The sequence below is a fragment of the Rothia sp. HMSC036D11 genome, from assembly GCF_001814205.1.
GTDB classification, from domain to species: domain Bacteria; phylum Actinomycetota; class Actinomycetes; order Actinomycetales; family Micrococcaceae; genus Rothia; species Rothia dentocariosa.
Window position 1 is genome coordinate 40,110 of sequence record NZ_KV815312.1, and the last position, 19,886, is coordinate 59,995.

General features: G+C 56.2%; 15 protein-coding genes. 14 read left to right on the forward strand and 1 reads right to left on the reverse strand.

Annotation, left to right across the window (positions count from 1 at the left end; translation table 11 throughout):
• Positions 1-45 precede the first annotated feature (45 nt).
• The 12 genes from HMPREF2958_RS07440 (at position 46) to HMPREF2958_RS07495 (ending at position 17,172) form a co-directional block, all read left to right on the forward strand.
• A complete protein-coding gene (locus HMPREF2958_RS07440) occupies positions 46-564 on the forward strand; it encodes a MogA/MoaB family molybdenum cofactor biosynthesis protein (protein ID WP_037231153.1) in 519 nt (172 codons plus the stop codon).
• On the forward strand, positions 554-1,042 hold the full coding sequence (locus HMPREF2958_RS07445; protein ID WP_013397633.1) for a molybdenum cofactor biosynthesis protein MoaE: 489 nt from the start codon (positions 554-556) through the stop codon (positions 1,040-1,042). The genes HMPREF2958_RS07440 and HMPREF2958_RS07445 overlap by 11 nt, the downstream gene beginning before the upstream one ends.
• A gap of 37 nt (positions 1,043-1,079) precedes the next feature.
• Entirely contained in the window at positions 1,080-2,288 is a 1,209-nt protein-coding gene (locus HMPREF2958_RS07450; protein WP_070697557.1) for a ThiF family adenylyltransferase, read from the forward strand.
• A 79-nt stretch (positions 2,289-2,367) separates the two neighbouring features.
• Positions 2,368-6,090, forward strand: a complete 3,723-nt coding sequence (locus HMPREF2958_RS07455; protein WP_070697558.1) for a nitrate reductase subunit alpha — start codon at positions 2,368-2,370, stop codon at positions 6,088-6,090.
• Positions 6,090-7,703 carry a nitrate reductase subunit beta gene (narH, locus tag HMPREF2958_RS07460; RefSeq protein ID WP_048751150.1) on the forward strand — a complete coding sequence of 538 codons (1,614 nt, stop codon included), beginning with the start codon at positions 6,090-6,092 and terminating at the stop codon, positions 7,701-7,703. The genes HMPREF2958_RS07455 and narH overlap by 1 nt, the downstream gene beginning before the upstream one ends.
• A 3-nt stretch (positions 7,704-7,706) precedes the next feature.
• The gene (gene narJ / locus HMPREF2958_RS07465; RefSeq protein WP_041321532.1) at positions 7,707-8,453 is read left to right on the forward strand and encodes a nitrate reductase molybdenum cofactor assembly chaperone; all 747 of its coding nucleotides are present in this window, start codon (positions 7,707-7,709) and stop codon (positions 8,451-8,453) included.
• Between the two features lie 23 nt (positions 8,454-8,476).
• On the forward strand, positions 8,477-9,310 hold the full coding sequence (gene narI / locus HMPREF2958_RS07470; protein ID WP_013397629.1) for a respiratory nitrate reductase subunit gamma: 834 nt from the start codon (positions 8,477-8,479) through the stop codon (positions 9,308-9,310).
• A 47-nt stretch (positions 9,311-9,357) separates the two neighbouring features.
• Positions 9,358-10,602: an MFS transporter gene (locus HMPREF2958_RS07475; RefSeq protein ID WP_048751152.1), complete on the forward strand. Its 1,245-nt coding sequence runs from the start codon at positions 9,358-9,360 to the stop codon at positions 10,600-10,602.
• 163 nt (positions 10,603-10,765) lie between these two features.
• On the forward strand, positions 10,766-10,960 hold the full coding sequence (locus HMPREF2958_RS07480) for a hypothetical protein (RefSeq protein WP_070697559.1): 195 nt from the start codon (positions 10,766-10,768) through the stop codon (positions 10,958-10,960).
• A gap of 160 nt (positions 10,961-11,120) precedes the next feature.
• Entirely contained in the window at positions 11,121-13,973 is a 2,853-nt protein-coding gene (gcvP, locus tag HMPREF2958_RS07485; protein WP_070697560.1) for an aminomethyl-transferring glycine dehydrogenase, read from the forward strand.
• A 194-nt stretch (positions 13,974-14,167) separates the two neighbouring features.
• Positions 14,168-15,286: a glycine cleavage system aminomethyltransferase GcvT gene (gene gcvT / locus HMPREF2958_RS07490; protein WP_070697561.1), complete on the forward strand. Its 1,119-nt coding sequence runs from the start codon at positions 14,168-14,170 to the stop codon at positions 15,284-15,286.
• Positions 15,287-15,675: 389 nt separating this feature from the next.
• A complete protein-coding gene (locus tag HMPREF2958_RS07495) occupies positions 15,676-17,172 on the forward strand; it encodes an L-serine ammonia-lyase (protein WP_070697562.1) in 1,497 nt (498 codons plus the stop codon).
• Positions 17,173-17,258: 86 nt separating this feature from the next.
• Here the strand turns inward: HMPREF2958_RS07495 and HMPREF2958_RS07500 are convergent, their stop codons facing one another.
• Positions 17,259-18,272, reverse strand: coding sequence for an aldo/keto reductase (locus tag HMPREF2958_RS07500; RefSeq protein ID WP_070697621.1), 1,014 nt, complete (start codon positions 18,270-18,272; stop codon positions 17,259-17,261).
• A 79-nt stretch (positions 18,273-18,351) separates the two neighbouring features.
• On the opposite strand from HMPREF2958_RS07500, the gene HMPREF2958_RS07505 reads away from it, so the two are divergent.
• Both HMPREF2958_RS07505 and HMPREF2958_RS11165 read left to right on the forward strand, forming a co-directional pair.
• Complete coding sequence (locus HMPREF2958_RS07505; RefSeq protein ID WP_070697563.1) at positions 18,352-19,230, forward strand: LysR family transcriptional regulator; 879 nt, start codon at positions 18,352-18,354, stop codon at positions 19,228-19,230.
• A 290-nt stretch (positions 19,231-19,520) separates the two neighbouring features.
• The gene (locus HMPREF2958_RS11165; protein ID WP_246828080.1) at positions 19,521-19,814 is read left to right on the forward strand and encodes a DUF6985 domain-containing protein; all 294 of its coding nucleotides are present in this window, start codon (positions 19,521-19,523) and stop codon (positions 19,812-19,814) included.
• Positions 19,815-19,886 lie beyond the last annotated feature (72 nt).

Sequence of the window (19,886 nt, forward strand, 5' to 3'; positions counted from 1 at the left end):
CCCAGAAGGAAAACCTATGAACAACAGCATGAGAGGGAGCACATCGTGAGTGCAGAAGAAATCCAGCTTCCCGAGAATCTGACCGGGCTTGTTATCGTGGCGTCTACTCGCGCCGCCCGCGGTATCTATGAGGATAAATCGGGGCCTATCGCGGTTGAATGGCTGCGTTCACGCGGGTTCAAGACCCCGGACGCTGTCGTGATCGAAGACCGGCAGATTATCGACTACTTCAACTCCCTCATTGCCGATGGGAAGAAGAATAATAACCTGCCCACGTTTATTCTCACCAGCGGCGGTACTGGGCTGAACACGGACGACCAGACCGTAGAGGCGGTGCGCCCGCATCTGGATAAGGAAATCCCCGGAATCATGCACGCTTTCTGGGCGAACGGCCTGCAGAACGTATCTTCCGCCGTGCTCTCACGTGGGGTTGCGGGCGTGATCGATAAAACCTTCGTGATGACTCTGCCCGGGTCGCGCGGCGGGGTTAAAGATGGAGTGAAAACCCTGGACCCACTCGTGGAACATATTTGCCGCCAGATGGAGGACTATCATGACCACTAAGCCGCAGGGGCTCGATCACAGCGGGGCGCACGGCGCTGAGCCCACCGGTTCGGTAGTCATTTTCACCGATATTACCGAGGAAGCCTTAGAACCACTTGCCGCCGCCGCGAAGGCTCAGGTCATGACAGAAGCCATGGGCGCCCTTGTTGTATTCGACGGCATTGTACGCAACCATGATCACGGCAGTGCGGTGCGCGGTCTTTCCTATAGTGCGCATCCGCAGGCAAAAGAATATATTGCGCGTGTTGTGCAGTCTGTAGCGGATGAGCTGGAGGGGGTTCGTCTGTGGGCAGTTCACCGCGTCGGTCCTATCGCTATAGGAGAGTCCGCGCTGACCGTGCTTGCCGCTGCAGCACATCGTGGGCGGGCCTTCGAGGCCTGCGAGGCGGTGGCTGACCGTGTGAAAGCCCAGGTTCCCATTTGGAAAGAACAGGAGCTGACGGACGGCAGCACCGAATGGGTGGGCATAGACACCTAGAGACTCAACACGTATTCCCGCGAAAGATACCATCAGGATGAGCTTTATACCAGACCCCGAAACCGCGCCGGAGTCCTTGACTCAGTTGAGCGCGGCCGAACGTGCCTTCTATGCGCGCCAGCTGATTCTGCCCGAGATCGGCATGGCGGGGCAGCTGAAGCTGAAGGCGGCACGGGTTGCGGTGCTCGGCGCTGGCGGGCTTGGTGCCCCCGCCCTGCTCTATCTTGCGGGAGCCGGGGTGGGCGAGATCATCATCATCGACGATGACTCCATTGAGATCTCAAACCTGCACCGACAGGTCATTCACACTTATGCACGGTCGGGAAACTCGAAGGCAGAGTCGGCTGCCGAAACGATGCGCGCGCTCAACCCCTTCATCACGGTGACCGTTATCCGAGAACGCCTCACTGACAGTAACGCTTTGACGCTCCTTAGCGGTGCGGATGCGGTGCTTGACGGCAGCGATAACTTTGAGGCTCGCTATGCGGTTTCGGCTGCGGCACAACAGTTGGGCATCCCACATATTTGGGCGGCAATCCTGAGTTTCGATGCACAGCTGAGCGTATTCTGGGCAGGTCACGGGCCGGTCTATGAGGACCTCTATCCGCAGGCTCCCGCACCGGGAAGCGTTCCTTCGTGCAGTACCGCTGGGATTATTGGGGCGCTCGCCGGGGTAGTGGGCTCAGCGATGGCAATGGAGGCTATTAAGGTCATCACGGGTTCCGGAAAGCCGCTGCTAGGTGAGGTTGGGCTATACTCCGCGTTAACAGGAAAATGGGAATATATACCTCTCTTAGCTTCGATGCAAGCAAAACCTAAGAAATCGGTAGAAACTCACCCTCAAGAGAGTCAAGACACTAAAAATCACTTAATATTTCGTCATAATTCAGGAAAATTGACGGGTAACCATCACACGCAAAAGTTAGAAGACATAACCCCTGTTCAAGCCCGGCAGCTTTCGCAGCACGAAAAAATGACCCTTATAGATGTTCGTGAAGCTATCGAGTTTTCTTCTTTTGCGATCGATGGGGCAATTAATCTGCCGCTGACAGAAATCTTGGAAGCAGCCCGTGAAGGCCGTCTTGCCGCGAAAATTCGCGAAAAAATTGACCCCGCATCGAAATATCTTGTGGTCTACTGCACGGGATATACACGGGCGTTGGAGGCGGCACGGGATATTGCTGCCGCTACAGATACTCCCGTGCGTGTTTTAGTAGGTGGAATTTCTGGATGGCTTACGGTCTGAACAACCCTATGAATTTCCTGGATTAGAGAATATTTTTATATCGTATTTAGCATACCAATTTTTGCGATATATTGGCTGTATGGAACAAGCATCACAGACCAAAGGTCCGGATGGACCCCTTACCGATCAGCTGATCAAATTCGGTAAGTTCTTCTCTCGCTGGGACGAGACTGATGACGGTCGTGCGGTCTTCCGTGAAGGCGGTCGCAAAGGCGATACCTTCTACCGCGACCGCTGGAGCCATGATAAAGAAGTTCGCTCAACCCACGGTGTGAACTGTACCGGCTCCTGCTCATGGAAGGTGTATGTCAAAGACGGCATTATCACCTGGGAAGCACAGCAGACCGACTATCCCACAGTCGGTCCCGACCGCCCCGAATACGAACCGCGCGGATGCCCCCGTGGCGCTGCATTCTCGTGGTACACCTACTCACCGACCCGCGTGAAATACCCTTATGTGCGCGGTCTGCTCCTCGAAATGTACCGCGAAGCAAAAGCCCTGCACAGCGACCCGGTTGAAGCATTCCACTCCATCGTCTCCGACCCCGTCAAACGCAACCGCTACATCAGCGCGCGCGGTAAAGGCGGATTGGTGCGCTCCACCTGGGCAGAAGCGCTCGAAATCGTAGCCGCCGCCCACGTGCACACCATTAAGTACTACGGACCCGACCGCTGCACCGGCTTCACCCCGATTCCCGCAATGTCGATGGTCTCCTTCAGCGCCGGTGTACGCTTTATCCAGCTCATCGGCGGCGTGATGACCAGCTTCTACGACTGGTATGCCGACCTTCCCGTAGCATCGCCGCAGGTCTTCGGTGACCAGACCGACGTACCCGAATCCGGTGACTGGTGGGATGCTTCCTACCTCATCATGTGGGGCTCAAACATCCCCGTCACCCGTACCCCGGATGCCCACTGGGTTGCCGAGGTACGTTACCGCGGTACCAAGGTTGTCTCAGTCAGCCCTGACTATGCCGACAACACCAAATTCGCCGACGAATGGTTGCCCGCACAGGCAGGTACCGACGCTGCGCTCGCAATGGCTATGGGTCACGTGATTCTCAAGGAAAATTACGTGGATCAGCGCGTGGAGTTCTTCGAAGACTTTGCCCTGACCTACACCGACCTGCCCTTCTTGGTGACCCTCGAAACTCGTGAAGACGGCACGAAGGTTCCCTCGAAGTTCCTGACCGCCGCATCCCTGGCGGGGGAGCAGCACCAGGAAAACGCCGATTTCAAGACTGCCATGATGGATCGCGAAACCGGCGAGGTCTTTGTTCCCAACGGTACGATGGGTCACCGCTACTCCGAATCCGATCAGGGTAAATGGAACCTTGAATTGGACGGGCGCAAACCCATTCTCTCGATTCGCGATCTGCCGCAGGGCGAGTCCGCCGCTGTCGAGATCAAGATGCCGACCTTCGATAACCCCAAGGGCCACGGCGACATCATGACCCGCGGCGTGCCCGTCACCTATGTTGAGGGCCAGGAAGTTACCACCGTCTTCGACTTGATGCTTGCTACCTACGGTATCGGTCGCCCCGGACTGCCCGGCGACTGGGCTAAGGATTACGAAGACTGGTCGATTCAGAACACCCCGGCATGGCAGGAGCAGATTACTTCAGTTCCGCCGGAGGCCGTTATTCGCGTGGCGCGCGAATTTGCGCAGAACGCTATTGACTCTCACGGTCGTTCTATGATTATCTTCGGCGCCGGTATTTGCCAGTGGTACCACGCGGATACAACCTACCGCGCTATCTTGGCTCTGCTGAACCTGACCGGCTGCCAGGGCCGCAACGGCGGCGGCTGGGCTCACTATGTGGGTCAGGAGAAGGCACGTCCGCTCACCGGTTTGACCAATATGGCAAACGCTTTGGACTGGAGCCGCCCGCCGCGTCATATGATCGGCACCGGTTTCTGGTACATGCATACCGACCAGTTCCGCCAGGACGGTTACTCCACCGATTATCTGCAGTCCCCGCTGGGCACCGGCGAGCTCAAGGGCGTACACACTGCGGATGTTGTTGCGCGATCCACCCGTATGGGCTGGATGCCGTTCTACCCGCAGTTCCCCGAGAACTCGCTCGACCTCGCCGATAAGGCAGAAGCGGCTGTAGCGCGTGGAGAAGCTAAGGATAACGCCGATTATGTGGCACAGCGCCTGAACTCCGGCGACCTTGAATTCTCTGTTGAAGACGTCGATAACCCTGTGAACTGGCCGCGTACCCTGATGCTGTGGCGCTCGAACCTCTTCGGCTCCTCCGCTAAGGGTGAGAGCTACTTCCTCAAGCACCTTGTCGGCAGCATGGACAACGTGCAGGGCGCCGATCACGAGGAATCCATTCCGCGTGAGGTCACCTGGTACCAGGAAGCACCGCAAGGCAAGCTCGATCTGCTAGTCACCTCGGACTTCCGCATGACCACCACGACCCTGCTTTCGGATGTTGTGCTCCCCACCGCTACCTGGTACGAGAAGCACGATATTTCCTCGACCGATATGCACCCCTTCCTGCACGCGTTCTCGCCTGCTATCGACCCGCCGTGGGAAGCACGAACCGATCACGATACCTTCAAGGCTCTCTCATACGAGTTCACACGCCAGGCCAAGAAGCACCTGGGCACCCGCAAGGATATTGTTTCGGTTCCGCTCCTGCACGATACCCCCGGTCAAATCAAGCAGCCCGGCGGTCATGCACCCGACTGGAAGAGCACTCCCGGCATGTCAGGTGTTCCCGGTAAGAACATGCCGAACTTCATGACTGTCGAACGCGACTACAGCGCGATGTACGATATGTACACCTCTGTAGGCCCGCTCTTCGACAAGGTTGGTGCCACCACCAAATACGTGACGTACGATCTGAAGGACGAAGTCGCTCAGATGGCGAAGGAATTTGGTGTGATGGACTCCGGTAAGGGCGCGGGCCGTCCTGCACTGGATACCGATACCAAGCTCGCCGAGTCGATTCTGCGCATCTCTGGTACCTCCAACGGTGAGGTGGCGCTTAAGGGCTTCAAAGAACTTGAGAAGCAGACCGGTCTGCACCTGATGGATCTTGCCGAGGGTAACGAGGAACGTAAGATTACCTTCCCCATGACCCAGGCAGCCCCACAGCCCGTGATGACCTCTCCCGAGTGGTCCGGTTCGGAAACCGGCGGCCGCCGTTACGCGCCGTTCACCGTGAACATTGAAAAGAAGAAGCCGTTCCATACCCTAACCGGTCGTATGCACTTCTTCTTGGATCACGACTGGATGCACGAAATGGGCGAGGCACTGCCGATTTACCGTCCCCCGCTGGATATGACCGGGCTCTTCAAGGAACCCGAAATCGGTACTACCGACGGCGTTTCGGTTGCAGTGCGTTACCTGACCCCGCACAACAAGTGGGCTATTCACTCCCAGTACTTCGACAACCAGCATATGCTGACCCTCTTCCGCGGTGGTCAGACTGCCTGGATGAGCCCCCAGGATGCCGAGAAGATCGGCGTCAAGGACGGCGAATGGATCGAATGTGTGAACACCAATGGTGTGTTCGTGGGTCGTGCGGTTGTCTCGCACCGTATGCCTGAGGGCGTGTGCTACGTGCACCACGCTCAGGAGCGTATGATGACGCCGAAGACCGAAACCACCGGCAAACGCGGCGGTATTCACAACTCGATGACCCGCATCCTACTCAAGCCGACCCATATGATTGGCGGCTACGCACACCTGGCATTCGCTTTCAACTATCTCGGACCGACCGGCAACCAACGTGACATTGTCTCGTACATTCGCCGTCGCAAGTCGCAGGAGGTTACATTCTAATGCGTGTTATGGCACAAGTTGCAATGGTGATGGCGCTTGATAAGTGCATTGGCTGCCACACCTGCTCCGTGACCTGTAAACAGGCATGGACAAACCGTTCCGGTACCGAGTATGTGTGGTTCAACAACGTTGAGACCCGCCCCGGTCAGGGCTACCCGCGCCGCTACGAGGACCAAGAAAAGTGGAAGGGCGGCTGGGTGCTGAACAAGCGCGGTCGTCTGGAGCTCAAGAGCGGTAACCGCTTCCAGAAGCTCTTCTCCATTTTCGCCTCGCCGATTCAGCCCGAGCTCAGCGACTACTATGAGCCCTGGACTTACGACTACCAGAATCTCACCACCGCACCTCTAGGCGATGACTTCCCCGTGGCTAAGCCGGTATCGATGATTACCGGTCAGGACGCCAAGATTCAATGGGGCCTGAACTGGGACGATAACCTGGGCGGCGCCCCCGAGCACGGTCACCTTGACCCGCTTGTGGAGAAGGTGCGCAAGAAGGCTGAGGACAAGATTAAATTCGAGTTCGAGCAGACCTTCATGTTCTACCTGCCGCGTATTTGTGAGCACTGCCTGAACCCGTCCTGTATGGCGGCATGCCCCTCCGGCGCTATCTACAAGCGAGCCGAGGACGGCATCGTGCTGGTCGATCAGGATCGCTGCCGTGGCTGGCGTCAGTGCATTACCGGCTGCCCCTACAAGAAGGTGTACTTCAACCACAAGACGGGTAAGGCAGAGAAATGTACGTTCTGCTACCCCCGTATCGAGGCCGGTATTCCGACCGTATGTGCCGAGACCTGCGTGGGTCGTATGCGCTATATCGGTATCTTCCTCTACGATGCAGACCGCGTGACTGAGGCAGCATCCGTTGCCGATGAGAAGGATCTGTACGAGTCGCAGCTTTCGCTTATGCTCGATCCTTCGGATCCCGAGATTATTCGTTTGGCACGCGAGAACGATATTCCCGAGGCGTGGATTACCGCAGCCCAGAAGTCGCCCGTGTACAAGCTGGCAAAGGAATGGAAGGTTGCACTTCCGCTGCACCCCGAATACCGCACCATGCCGATGGTCTGGTACGTTCCGCCGCTGTCGCCGATTGTGGATCTGCTCAAGGACCAGGGACACGATGCTGAGAACAGCCAGAACCTGTTCGGCGCGATCGAGGCGCTGCGCATCCCCGTTGAATACCTTGCTGAGCTGTTTACCGCTGGCGATACCGAGGTCGTAACCTTCGTGCTCAAGCGCCTAGCCGCAATGCGCGCCTACATGCGTGACATTAATTTGGGCGGCGAAGGCAATGAGGAGATCGCAAACTCGGTGGGTATGACCGGTGCACAGATGTACGAAATGTACCGTCTGATGGCGATTGCTAAGTACAACGAGCGTTATGTGATTCCTCCGGCTCATATGGAAGATGCGCATAACCTCGAAGAGATGGGATGCTCGCTGAGCGTTGATGGTGGTCCCGGCATGTACGGTGACGCATTCAACGACATGGAAGGTCGCCCGACCCCCGTCTCAACTGGCGTATATGAGAGCTCTAACAAGGTGAGCCTCTTTAGCTGGGATGGGAACTCGCGTCCGGATGGTCTGTTCCCGAATACCACCGGAAAGAAGTAAGTAGTGGCTGGATTCTTTTCCAAGCTTATGGGCAAAGCCGATTCCGGGAATACCCCGGAATCGGCGCAAGCCGCGCACGATAACATTGATCCGTTTGATCGTGACTATGGTGCAGGTGAAGACCGAGACTCGGTGATTTACCAGGTCAGCGGCATGCTGTTGAGCTATCCGACGGAAGAAACTCTTGATCTTCTGCCGGAGTTTACGCGCTTGGCGCAGGCAACTGAGAATCCCGATTTCGTGCAGGCCGTGCAAACCGTTGCGGATTGGCTTACGGCTCGCGAGCTTGAAGAAGTTCAGAGTGACTACGTGCAGGAATACGACCTCTCCCGCAGGCACGCTCTGCACCTTTCTTACTGGACGGATGGCGATACTCGCCGTCGCGGCGAAACCCTTCTTCGATTTAAGAAAATGTATCGCGATTCGGGGATGCTCACCCGCCTTAACGGGGAACTTCCCGACTATTTACCTCTCGTCTTGGAGTTTGCGGCGCTGGTGGATCGTCGCCAGGGTCGCGCAGCGCTTCAAGCATACCGTCCCTCATTAGAGCTGCTTCGTTTAGCGCTTCGGGACGGAGACCTCCCACACTACGGGTTATTACAGAGTATCTGCAATACCCTCCCCGGTGTCTCTCCCGAGACTCAGGAACAGGTGCAGCAGATGGCGGGTTATGGCCCGCCCGTTGAGACCGTTGGTCTGAGCGGGTATGCCGATCCGCGGCTGACCCAAGTTAACCCTAATAATATTTAGACCCCTCAAATTAGGAGTACATCGTGTACGCACTCGCATCCGAGCACGCAGCACATGCGGTGCCTGTCGGCGAGCCGGGGATTGTAGACACCCTCCTGTGGGGCGTGCTTCCCTATGTCACTATTCTTGTTCTGATCGGCGGCACTATTTGGCGTTACCGTACCGATCAGTTTAGTTGGACCACTCGATCATCACAGATTTATGAATCCAAGATGCTGCGTCTGGGATCACCTCTATTCCACTATGGTCTAGCCGCCGTGTTTATGGGACACGTGGGCGGTCTAGTGGTGCCTAAGATGCTCACAGACCTCGTGGTGGACGACCACACTTATCACATTGTCGCTTTGGTGGGCGGTTCCGCAGCCGCTGCAGCAACTATTCTTGGTTTGTTCCTGCTTCTGTGGCGTCGTCGTCGTAATGCACAGGTTTTCTCTGCAACGACGATGAACGATAAGTTTATGTACTTTGTGCTGGTCGCCGTCATTCTGGCGGGTACCGCCGCAACTTTGATTTCCGCTTTTGACCCCTCGGGCGGTCTGCCCCCGGTTAACGGGCATGAGGTGGAGTTCAACTACCGCACCTCCATTGCGGTGTGGTTCCGTTCTATCTTCTACTTCCACCCAGAGGTAGCGCTGATGGTGAATGTGCCTGTCGCCTTCAAGATTCACATCATTGTGGCTATGGTGCTGTTCATTATCTGGCCTTTCACTCGTTTGGTGCATGCACTGACCGTGCCGCTGCACTACCTGTTCCGTCCCTACACCATCTACCGTTCTCGCGGCAATGAGCGCGTGGGCGCACGTCGTGGTTGGGACAACCCGCAAGAGGCGCTCCCACGTGAGCGCGTCAATCGCTAACAATATACACACAACACATAACACAACACATAACACAAAGAGGAATAATGAGTGCTCCCACTGCTGAGAGTTACGACCTAAAAAAGGGGCAGCTTTTTAACCTGCTGCTGGTTACCTTCGCCTCAACCGTTGGGTTCTGGGCGTGGACGATTGTCGGTCCGCTTGCGAAGTACTACGCCAAGCCGGATCAGATGCATTTGAACCCGGGAACTACGAGTTTGCTGGTTGCTATGCCTATCTTTATTGGTGCGATTGGGCGTATTCCGGTTGGTGGTCTAACCGATAAGTACGGTGGGCGCATCATGATGAGTCTGGTACTTGCCGTCAGCACTCCGCTGGTGCTCTTGGTCGGTGTTGCCGGCTCGATGAAGTCGTTCCCCCTGATATTGGTCTTCTCGTTCCTGCTGGGTATCGCCGGTACCGTGTTCGCGGTGGGTATTCCGTTCAGCTCCGCTTGGTACCCGCCCGCTCGTAAGGGCTTTGCAACCGGTGTTTTCGGCGCTGGTATGGTCGGTACCGCTCTGTCAGCGTTCTTTACTCCGCGCCTGATGAACCTCGTGGGTTATATGAATACCCACTACATCATTGCGGCTCTGTGCGCGGTAACCGCCATTATCTCATTCTTGTTCCTGCGTGATTCACCGGCTACCGCTAACCGCGAGGTTACCCCGCTGATGCCGAAGATCATTAGGGCGTTCAAGGTGAAGTCAACCTGGCAGCTGTGCTTCCTGTACTCGGTAGTATTCGGTGGCTTTGTGGCGTTCTCGAACTACCTGCCGACCTACCTGAACAATATCTACAGTTTCAACCCTGAAGATGCTGGTGCTCGTGCCGCAGGCTTCGCGGCGGCTGCCGTGATCGCTCGTCCCTTCGGCGGTATCTTGGCTGATAAGTTTGGTCCGAAGATTATTACCTTCATTGCGTTGGGCGGTGTGTCGGTTTTGGCTCTGGTTACCGCATTTCAGCCGGATGCTGAGCATGTCTACGGTCCCATCTTCTTGGCGATGGCAGCTCTGCTGGGCTTGGGTTCCGGCTCGGTCTTCGGTTGGGTTGGCCGCGCGGCTGACCCGAAGAACGTGGGTGCGGTCTCCGGCGTGATCGCTGCTGCCGGCGCTTTTGGCGGCTTCTTCCCGCCGCTGGTGATGGGTGCAACCTACGATGCCGCACATCGTAACTACTTTATCGGTCTAACTCTGTTGGCTGTAACTGCAGCTGTGGCCTTTGCCTCGGCATTCTTGGTCAAGCATGGCGGTAAGCCGGAACATCATAAGGCTGATGCCGTAGCGAAGTAGTAGCTGAGTTTTTCACTCAATTGTTTGTTTCCATGGCTCTGGCCGTTCCCTACTCTGAGGGAGCGGCCAGAGCTTTTTACGTGAGTTTCGTACCCTAAAACCAATATGGGGTGGCGGTCACAAATTCGGAACAGATGGCTCTGAACGTAAATACCTCTAATTTATGATTACAATGCAGGTTTTGGCTGCTGCCGGTGGGCTGGGCGGGTTCTTCCCGCCGCTGGTGATGGGCGCAACCTATAATGCCGCCGCGAACAGCTACTTTAACGGGTTGATGCTCTTGGCCCTGACCGCGGCCGTCGGGGTGGGGATGACGCTCATAGTGCGCGGCGGCAAGAAGTCTCTTGACGCGCCCTAACCTGCTCATATATGTGCCGGTAACCCCCCCCATAATATGCGTGTCACAGGGCACAGACAGCTAGAAGTTTAAGCCCACATTGTGGGAAAATTAGTACTGTTATACACAACAGCACCGTTGTGAACCGCTAACGGTTTGCGCCGATTAGGAGATAGATATTATGTCTTTCATTGACCGTCATCTCGGCCCCCGTTCCGCAGACGCTGAGCAGATGCTCAGCACCCTGGGGTATGACTCCCTAGGGGCTCTGATGGACGCCGTCGTCCCCGAACAGATTCGTCTTCGTGCCGATCTGCCTTTGCCGGAGCCGCTGACTGAGCAGGATGCGCTGGCTAAGATCGCCGGGTATGCCGCTAAGAATAAGGTGTACGCACAGATGATTGGTGCCGGCTACTATGATGCCGTAACCCCCGCTGTGCTTCGCCGTAATATTCTTGAGAATCCCGGGTTTTACACCTCATACACCCCGTATCAGGCTGAAATTTCGCAGGGCCGCCTGGAGGCTCTGCTGAATTTCCAGAACGTGGTTATGGAACTCACCGGCCTGGATATTGCGAATGCTTCCCTACTCGATGAGGCAAGCGCGGTTGCGGAGGCGGTTGTGATGATGCACCGCGCCAACCGTAAGGTTAAGAACGGTTTCTTCGCGATTGATTCTCGATGCTTGCCGCAGGTTCTTGCCGTGGTACGCGGTCGTGCCGAACTTCTTGACATTCCGTTCGTGGTCACCGATTTCTCGGAGGGGCTGCCCGAGGGCGATCTGTACGGTGTGGTGCTCGCATACCCCGCATCCGACGGGGAAATTCGTGATATTGAGCCGCTTGTGAAGGCGGCTAAGGAACGTAACGCCCTAGTGACCGTGGATGCCGATCTTCTGGCGCTCACCCTGCTGAAGTCTCCGGGGGAACTCGGTGCCGATATTGCAGTGGGCAATACCCAGCGTTTCGGTCTGCCGTTCTTCTTTGGTGGTCCGCATGCCGCCTACATGGCTGTGCATAAGGGCATGGAACGCACTATGCCGGGCCGTCTGGTCGGTGTGTCGCAGGATTCCGCCGGTAAGCCTTCTTACCGTTTGTCTCTGCAGACCCGCGAACAGCACATCCGTCGCGAGAAGGCTACCAGTAACATCTGTACCGCCCAGGCTTTACTGGCGATTGTTGCCGGTGCTTACGCTGTGTATCACGGTCCCGAGGGGCTGCGTGCTATCGCCGAACGTCTGCATACTAACGCGGCTCGTGTAGCGACAGCCCTGGAAAGCGCCGGATACGGTATTGCCTATGAGCATTTCTTTGACACCGTGGTGATTGATACACCGGCTCGCGCAGATGAGCTCGTTGCCAAGGCGCTTGAGGCTGGTATTAACATTCGCCGTATCAACGAGAACCGCGTGGGTATTTCGGTCGGTGAATCTCATAATGACCGGGTTTTGGAGCGTCTGGTAAAGGCATTTGGCGCAGAACTTCCCTCCGAGGCAGATGCCAAGTTCAGCATTCCCGCAAATCTGCTCCGTACCGATGAGTATATGCAGCATCCCGTCTTCCATAGGTACCGTTCCGAGACCGAGATGATGCGCTACCTGCGCCGTCTCTCTGATAAGGATTTGGCTCTGGACCGCACGATGATTCCTCTGGGCTCGTGCACTATGAAGCTCAATGCTGCGGCGGAAATGGAGCCGATTTCCTGGCCCGAATTTGCGAATATTCACCCGCTCGCACCCGCCGATCAGGCTCAGGGCTGGCATAAGCTCATCAAGGAACTTTCCGACTGGCTGGTTGCTATCACCGGATACGATGTCGTGTCTTTGCAGCCGAACTCCGGTGCAACCGGTGAGTACGGTGGTCTGCGTGCTATTCGTGCCTACCACGAGGCTAACGGTGATCACGAGCGTGATACCGTGCTTATTCCGCTTTCGGCGCACGGCACGAATGCCGCATCCGCAGCGCTTGCTGGGCTCAAGGTTGCGGGTGTGGCGACCGCATCCGACGGCTCGATTGATGTTGATGATCTGAAGGCGAAGATCGAGAAGTACGGCGATAAGATCGCTGGCATCATGATTACTTATCCCTCGACGCATGGAGTGTTTGAGCCTCAGGTATCTGAGGTTTGCGAGCTTGTACATGCCGCGGGTGGTCAGGTCTACGTGGACGGCGCAAACCTGAACGCGCAGATGGGCTTCGCACAGCCGGGTAAGTTCGGCGGCGATATTTCCCACCTGAACCTGCACAAGACCTTCTCCATTCCACACGGCGGTGGCGGTCCCGGTGTTGGACCTCTCGCTGCTCGTGAGCATCTGGCGAAGTACCTTCCCGGTGATGCCGCAACTGCGGATGCCGAAGGCAAGCTGCCTAACGGCACGGCACTTCCGATTGCGCAGGCGTTCTTTGGCTCTGCCGGTGTGCTTCCCATTAGCTGGATGTACATTGCTATGAGCGGCGCCGAGGGCTTGAAAAAGTCCTCGGAGTACGCGGTGCTGAACGCAAACTACGTGGCGAAAAAGCTCAACGATAAGTTCCCTGTACTCTACACCGGCAACGCAAACCTGGTGGGTCACGAGTGCATCCTAGATATTCGTGAGCTTACCGACCACTCCCATGTGACCGCCGAAGACGTGTGTAAGCGTCTGATGGACTTCGGTTTCCATGCGCCTACTCTGGCGTTCCCAGTTCCGGGAACTTTGATGATGGAGCCGACCGAATCGGAGTCGAAGGAAGAACTCGATCGCTTTATTGAGGCGATGGAGACTATCTACGGCGAAATTCTTGAGGTTGCCGAAGGCAAGGTCGCAGTGGAAGATTCCGTGCTGCGCAACGCTCCGCATACGGTGGATGTTGTTTCTGCCGACGAGTGGGATCGCCCGTACAGCCGCACTCAGGCTGCCTTCCCGGTTCCTTCGCTTCGCGCCAACAAGTACTTTACGCCTGTGGGCCGTATTGACGGTGCGGGCGGAGACCGTCACTTCGTCTGCGAATGCCCTCCGATGGAGGCATTCGATCTTGAAGCTCACGCCGAGTAGCTTCGATGATTCGATGAACTTCTGTGTGTCCCGCGTTTTTCGCCTGTTTGTTAGAAGGCGGGGGAGCGGGGCGCCCGGAAGGCTTACCGTACACACATAAAATAGAATGAATGTTCTTAAAAACAAGAATAATCGTTCTGGTATAAACCGTTCTGGCACAAAGCAGTGTATCTGACTATGTACTAAGGAGAAACATGTCACCCAAGAAGACCGCACTTTACCCCGTTCACGAAAAGCTAGGAGCCGCATTCACCGACTTCGGCGGCTGGGATATGCCGCTCAAGTACGCCAACGATGTTGCCGAGCATCAGGCTGTGCGCACTCGCGCCGGTATTTTCGACCTCTCTCACATGGGCGAGTTCCGCATCACCGGGCCCGATGCCGCTGCATTCCTCGACTACGCTCTGGTCTCCAACATGTCCGTACTCAAGCCTGGGCGCGCCAAGTACTCGATTCTCGCCAACGACAAGGGCGGCGTGATTGACGACCTTATCACCTACCGCTTGGGCGACGAAGAATTCTTGGTTGTGCCCAATGCCGCCAACATTGATAACGATTTTGCGGCCATGAGCGAGCGTCTGGGTAATTTTGATGTGAAGTTCGTCAACGAATCTGACGACACCTCCCTGATTGCTGTGCAAGGACCGCGTGCCGAAGAAATTCTGCTTGCGGCTGGTGCCTCAGATGAGGATGCGGTACGCGAGCTCAAATACTACGCTTCCGTTCCGGTCACCATTGCCGGGGTAGATGTACTTCTGGCACGTACCGGCTACACCGGCGAGGACGGTTTCGAGCTCTTTGTGCCGAACGCCAACGCTGTGAAACTGTGGGAGGCACTCGCCGCCGCAGGTGAGCCCTTCGGCTTGACCCCGGCAGGTTTGGCGGCACGCGATTCGCTGCGTCTGGAAGCTGGTATGCCGCTTTACGGTCATGAGCTGGGCCTGGACATTACCCCCTTCGAGTCCGGCTTGGGTCGCCTAGTTGAGATCGCTTTGGAGAAGAAGACTGTTGATTTCGTGGGCCGTACCGCCCTGACCGAACTGGCGAAGTCCCCGTCGGAGCGTATTCTGGTTGGGCTGAAAGCCCAGGCAAAGCGCCCGGCACGTGCGGGTTTGTTCCTCGTCGATGCCGAGGGTAATCAAATCGGTGAGGTAACCTCCGGTATTCCTTCCCCGACCCTGGGTTACCCGATAGCAATGGCACTGGTGAAGCGCGAATTCTCCGAGGTCGGTTCCGAGGTAGATGTGGATATTCGCGGTAAGCGTGCAACTTTTGACGTGGTCTCGCTTCCGTTCTACAAGCGCGAGAAGTAAATACTGCTTCATCTCAGGTAACCCGAGCAAGAGGCATAGGGCGGGTGAATGTGCTGAGGTATATTTACCCGCCCTTCAGCATGCCTGTGTCGGTATATCGACTCGAAGTTTATCGCACAGGCAAGCCCGGGCGCGCACGCAAACATAATGTCGCCTTAGTTTATCCATGACTTGAAGTAAGCTAGGATGAACTCAGCAGGTTGCAAGATGCTCGGTGAGCATAAACCTCAGGGAAAACCAGCAGACAATGAAGGCTGCATACCGTCTTCGGGCGGTTACATCGGGAGAACCTACAGGTGTACTCCCAGAAGCTAATCCCAACAAACGGACGAACCGCCGCATATAAAACCTGGCGGGCAAGCGCATACTCACACAGATGAAGGAATAATGTGGCACTAGATACTGGCGTTCCAAGTAGTGTGCAAAAACAAGCCGAAGCGCTCGAATACGATATCAGCGTGTTCGAGCTCTTTAGCATCGGCATAGGTCCTTCCAGCTCCCACACCGTAGGGCCGATGCGCGCCTCCAACCGTTTTATCGCCGAACTTATTGACACCAACCTGCTCTCACGCATCACGAAAGTGCATATTGACCTGTATGGATCACTCGCCGCAACCGGGGCAGGGCACGGCACCATGAGCGCGGCGCTCAAAGGGCTGTGCGGGCATGTGCCCGAAACTATCTGCCTCACCGAGGCAGACGCCATGATCGAGCGCAATAGCGTGGACGGTACTCTACCGCTCGCCGGGTATCCTTCCAGTATGTACGGTGCGACAGCACCCAGCGGCGAGGAGGGCAAAGTTTACGGACCGGTTCTGAACTACCGAGAACTCGATATAACCCTGCGTCCCCTAACAGTGCTTCCGCGCCACACAAACGGTATTAAGATCGCCGCATTCGAGGGCGAGAAGATGCTTTTGGAGCGCACCTATTTTTCCATCGGTGGTGGATTTATTGTCGAAGGTGACGAGCCCGCAACCGGGGGAGCATCCCTGGAACACCCACCCTACCCGTTCGGTTCCGGCGCCGAGCTCCTAGATATGGCGAACGAGGCCGGGATGAGTATTGCCCAACTCAAAATGACGAACGAATGTTCGCTTCGCAGCGAGGCCGAGGTACGTCAAGGAATTCTGCACATCTACAAGGTTATGAAGGAATGCATCGGGTCTTCACTATCGCGTGTCGGTTACCTGCCTGGACCCCTTAAGGTACGTTGCCGCGCCGGGGCATGGCACCGCGACCTAATGACCGAAGACCCCAATAAATCACCCGAATACGCCATCGACTGGGTGAACCTAATCGCGCTCGCCGTCAACGAAGAGAATGCGTTTGGTGGCCGCGTGGTGACGGCGCCGACGAATGGTGCATCCGGCATTATTCCGGCGGTTTTGCACTATGCGATGAACTATACGCCCGGAATACGGCATTGCGGCCGGGGCAAGCGTGAGGATGCGGTGATCGACTTTTTCTTGGCCGCCGCAGCGATCGGGGTGCTGTATAAGAAGCGTGCCTCGATTTCCGGTGCCGAGGTGGGGTGCCAGGGAGAGGTAGGCAGCGCCAGTTCGATGGCCGCCGCCGGTCTTGCTCAGGTTTTGGGTGGTACGAACGAGCAGATTGAAAACGCCGCAGAGATTGCGATGGAGCATAACCTGGGGCTGACCTGTGACCCTGTGGGCGGGTTGGTGCAGATTCCGTGCATTGAACGCAACGCGATGGCCGCGTCGAACGCGGTCACAGCGGCACGCATGGCGCTGCGCGGTGACGGCGCTCATCGTGTTTCTCTAGACCAAGTGATTGAAACGATGCGCCAAACCGGCATGGATATGTCACACCGTTACAAGGAAACCTCAATGGGTGGCCTGGCGGTTAACGTGGTGGAATGTTAGCTCCAAAACGGTAGGGGAACGCTCGCCCCGAAGCTGCAGGAGCATTCAGGGCGAGCGTTTTCTTTATTTTTTTATTGTGCAGTCGGCTAGAACACCGGTCGAGTGGTTGCCGGTACGGCGAAAGACTGGCGGTCTCCCACCCAACCGTTTGTTGGTACCATGCTCTCCAGGGCGGCTAAATCTTCTGCCTCTAAGTGGTAGCGCATAGCCGCAGCATTTTCCTGTGCCCTCCGCGCATTACGTGTTCCGGGGATAGGAACAACATCGTCGCCCTGCGCAAGAAGCCACGCCAAAGCCAGCTGGGCCACGGTCATGGAGCGGGACTGCGCAAACGAGGCGAGGGCATCAACTTGGCGCATATTAGCAGTGAGACTGGAACCGTTAAACCGCGGGTCATTCGCACGGAAGGGGCTTTCGGCAACACTGGTGGTATTGAGACTTCCACCAAGCAACCCGCGGCCCAGAGGGCTATAGGGGACTAGACCCACACCCAGCTGGCGTGCCGTCGGCACAATATTTACCTCAGGTTCACGCCACATGAGCGACCATTCAAATTGCACGGCGGCAATCGGATGGATAGCGTGGGCACGGCGCAACTGGTCAGCTGTCACCTCAGACACTCCAAGATGGCGTACTTTCCCCTGGGACACCAGCTCGCTCATCGCACCAATTGACTCTTCGATCGGCACCTGCGGGTCTACGCGGTGCAGGTAGTACAGGTCAATTGTTTCAGTTCCGAGGCGACGCAGCGACTCGTCACAGTAGCCTGCAATGCGGTCCGGGTGAGCATCCAGATGGACACCGTGATCGCCTCGTACAATTCCGAATTTAGTTGCGATCTGCAGATTGTTGCGGGGCACACCACTGGATGCTACGGCGCGACCTACCAAAGCCTCGTTATGCCCCTGACCATAGCTTATTGCGGTATCAAGCAGCGTAACCCCAGCATCAAGAGCAGCATGAATAGCCGCGATGGACTCGGTATCATCAGCAGGCCCGTACCCCTGAGACAGACCCATGCAGCCAAAGCCTAAGGCTGAGGTCGTCAGAGTTCCGAGGTTCCGGGTGGCTGGACTATCTGTATGTTGATGTAATGTCATATGAAAAATTTTTCCACCCATACTTCTATATGTCTAAGACAAGGTTTTTATAGAATCCATAACGTTTTATTATGGATAGATGGAACTACGCTACCTGGAATCCTTTGAGGCAGTCGTGCGGTGCGGTGGGTTCACCAAAGCTGCTGCTGACCTGCATCTGGCACAGCCTGCTATTTCCGCACACGTCAAAAGGCTGGAGAAGGAACTAGGGGTCACACTGCTGAACCGCTCCCGAACTGTGACCCTCAGTGCTGCCGGGGAACAATTTTTACCCTATGCTCGGCTTGCGTTGGCGAACCTTGAAGAAGGCAAGCGGCTGATGCAGTCTTTCCACTCGGTTTCAGCGGGTCATGTGCGTGTGGCCGTCACGCCACTCACCGGTAATTTTGATGTTGCTGGTCTGCTGAGTCGATTTCGTGCACGTTACCCACAGGTGACGATTTCGTTGTCTACCGGGCTTATTGCAGAACTACTCGGTAAGTTAGAAGCGGGTCAGGTTGATGTGGTGATCGGGCCTGCAGGTGCTGCCGATGAACGTCAGGGATGGCAGCGAACCGAAATTACGAGTGAACGGTTGGTACTTATCACGCCGCTTGCTGGCAGGGGCCATGTAAGTACGCTGGCTGATGTGGCGCATGAGCCATTTGTCTGCTTACCCTCAGATAGCGGTCTGCGCCACCTGCTGAACGAGGCATTCGGCGTAATCGGAGTCGAACCGCGAGTGGATTTTGAGACGCACAGTCCGGCCAGCATCCGCGAGATGGTTGCGGCAAACCTGGGATGCGCCATAATCGCACAGTCTATTGTTGAGAAACAGGGAACAGCAGTGCGGGTGCATCATATTCCAGGTCTTCCCCCGCACCCACCGATAAGTGTTATGTCGGAAGAAGAGCCCGCTCCGCCTACCGCGCGGTTTCTTGAAGAATTGGAGACAAGAATTCGAGAACATACTCGCTAAAAAAGACCTGATGGGGCGCGGTGATGAAATAATGAGAGTTTACATAGGAGGAAAGCGATGGCGATGAAACCTAATAACACCCACGACCCCAATATCATAAATTTCAATTACGATGCTGACGAAGAGCTCTATGTGAGCGATCCAGTGGATGTGCCTGCGCTCAAGAAGGCAGCGGTAACGTTTAGGTTCGATCTGCAGACTCTTGACTCTGCCGGGTGGCAGCGTATTCGTGCCGCGATTAACAACTTCGCTCACCCGATACCGATATTTTTGCCCAGGCAACCCCTTATGTGTACCAGTTCTACCGTATGTATTTTGATATGGCGGATGAGTACGACTGGGAACAATACTTGCCGGATATTCCCGAATCTCAGGTGTGGACTCTTGTGGATCCTATCTGGGATCGGTGCACGGTTGCCTGGGACAATAACAATGTGCTGATTGTGGTGGAAGCCGAGACCGAGTGGGATATTGAGCACGGTATGATGATGGTGCTCCAAAACGGCACGAAACTGGTGAAAGTGGGTATGGCGGTTGAGTCTTACACCAACCCTGACGGCAGTATTTTCTTGCGCGAAGAATAGGATTAGCAGGGGAGAGTAAGAGGGGGGCTCATGCGCGACTTCAAAAGCCTAGGAGATATACCGCGGAAGTTT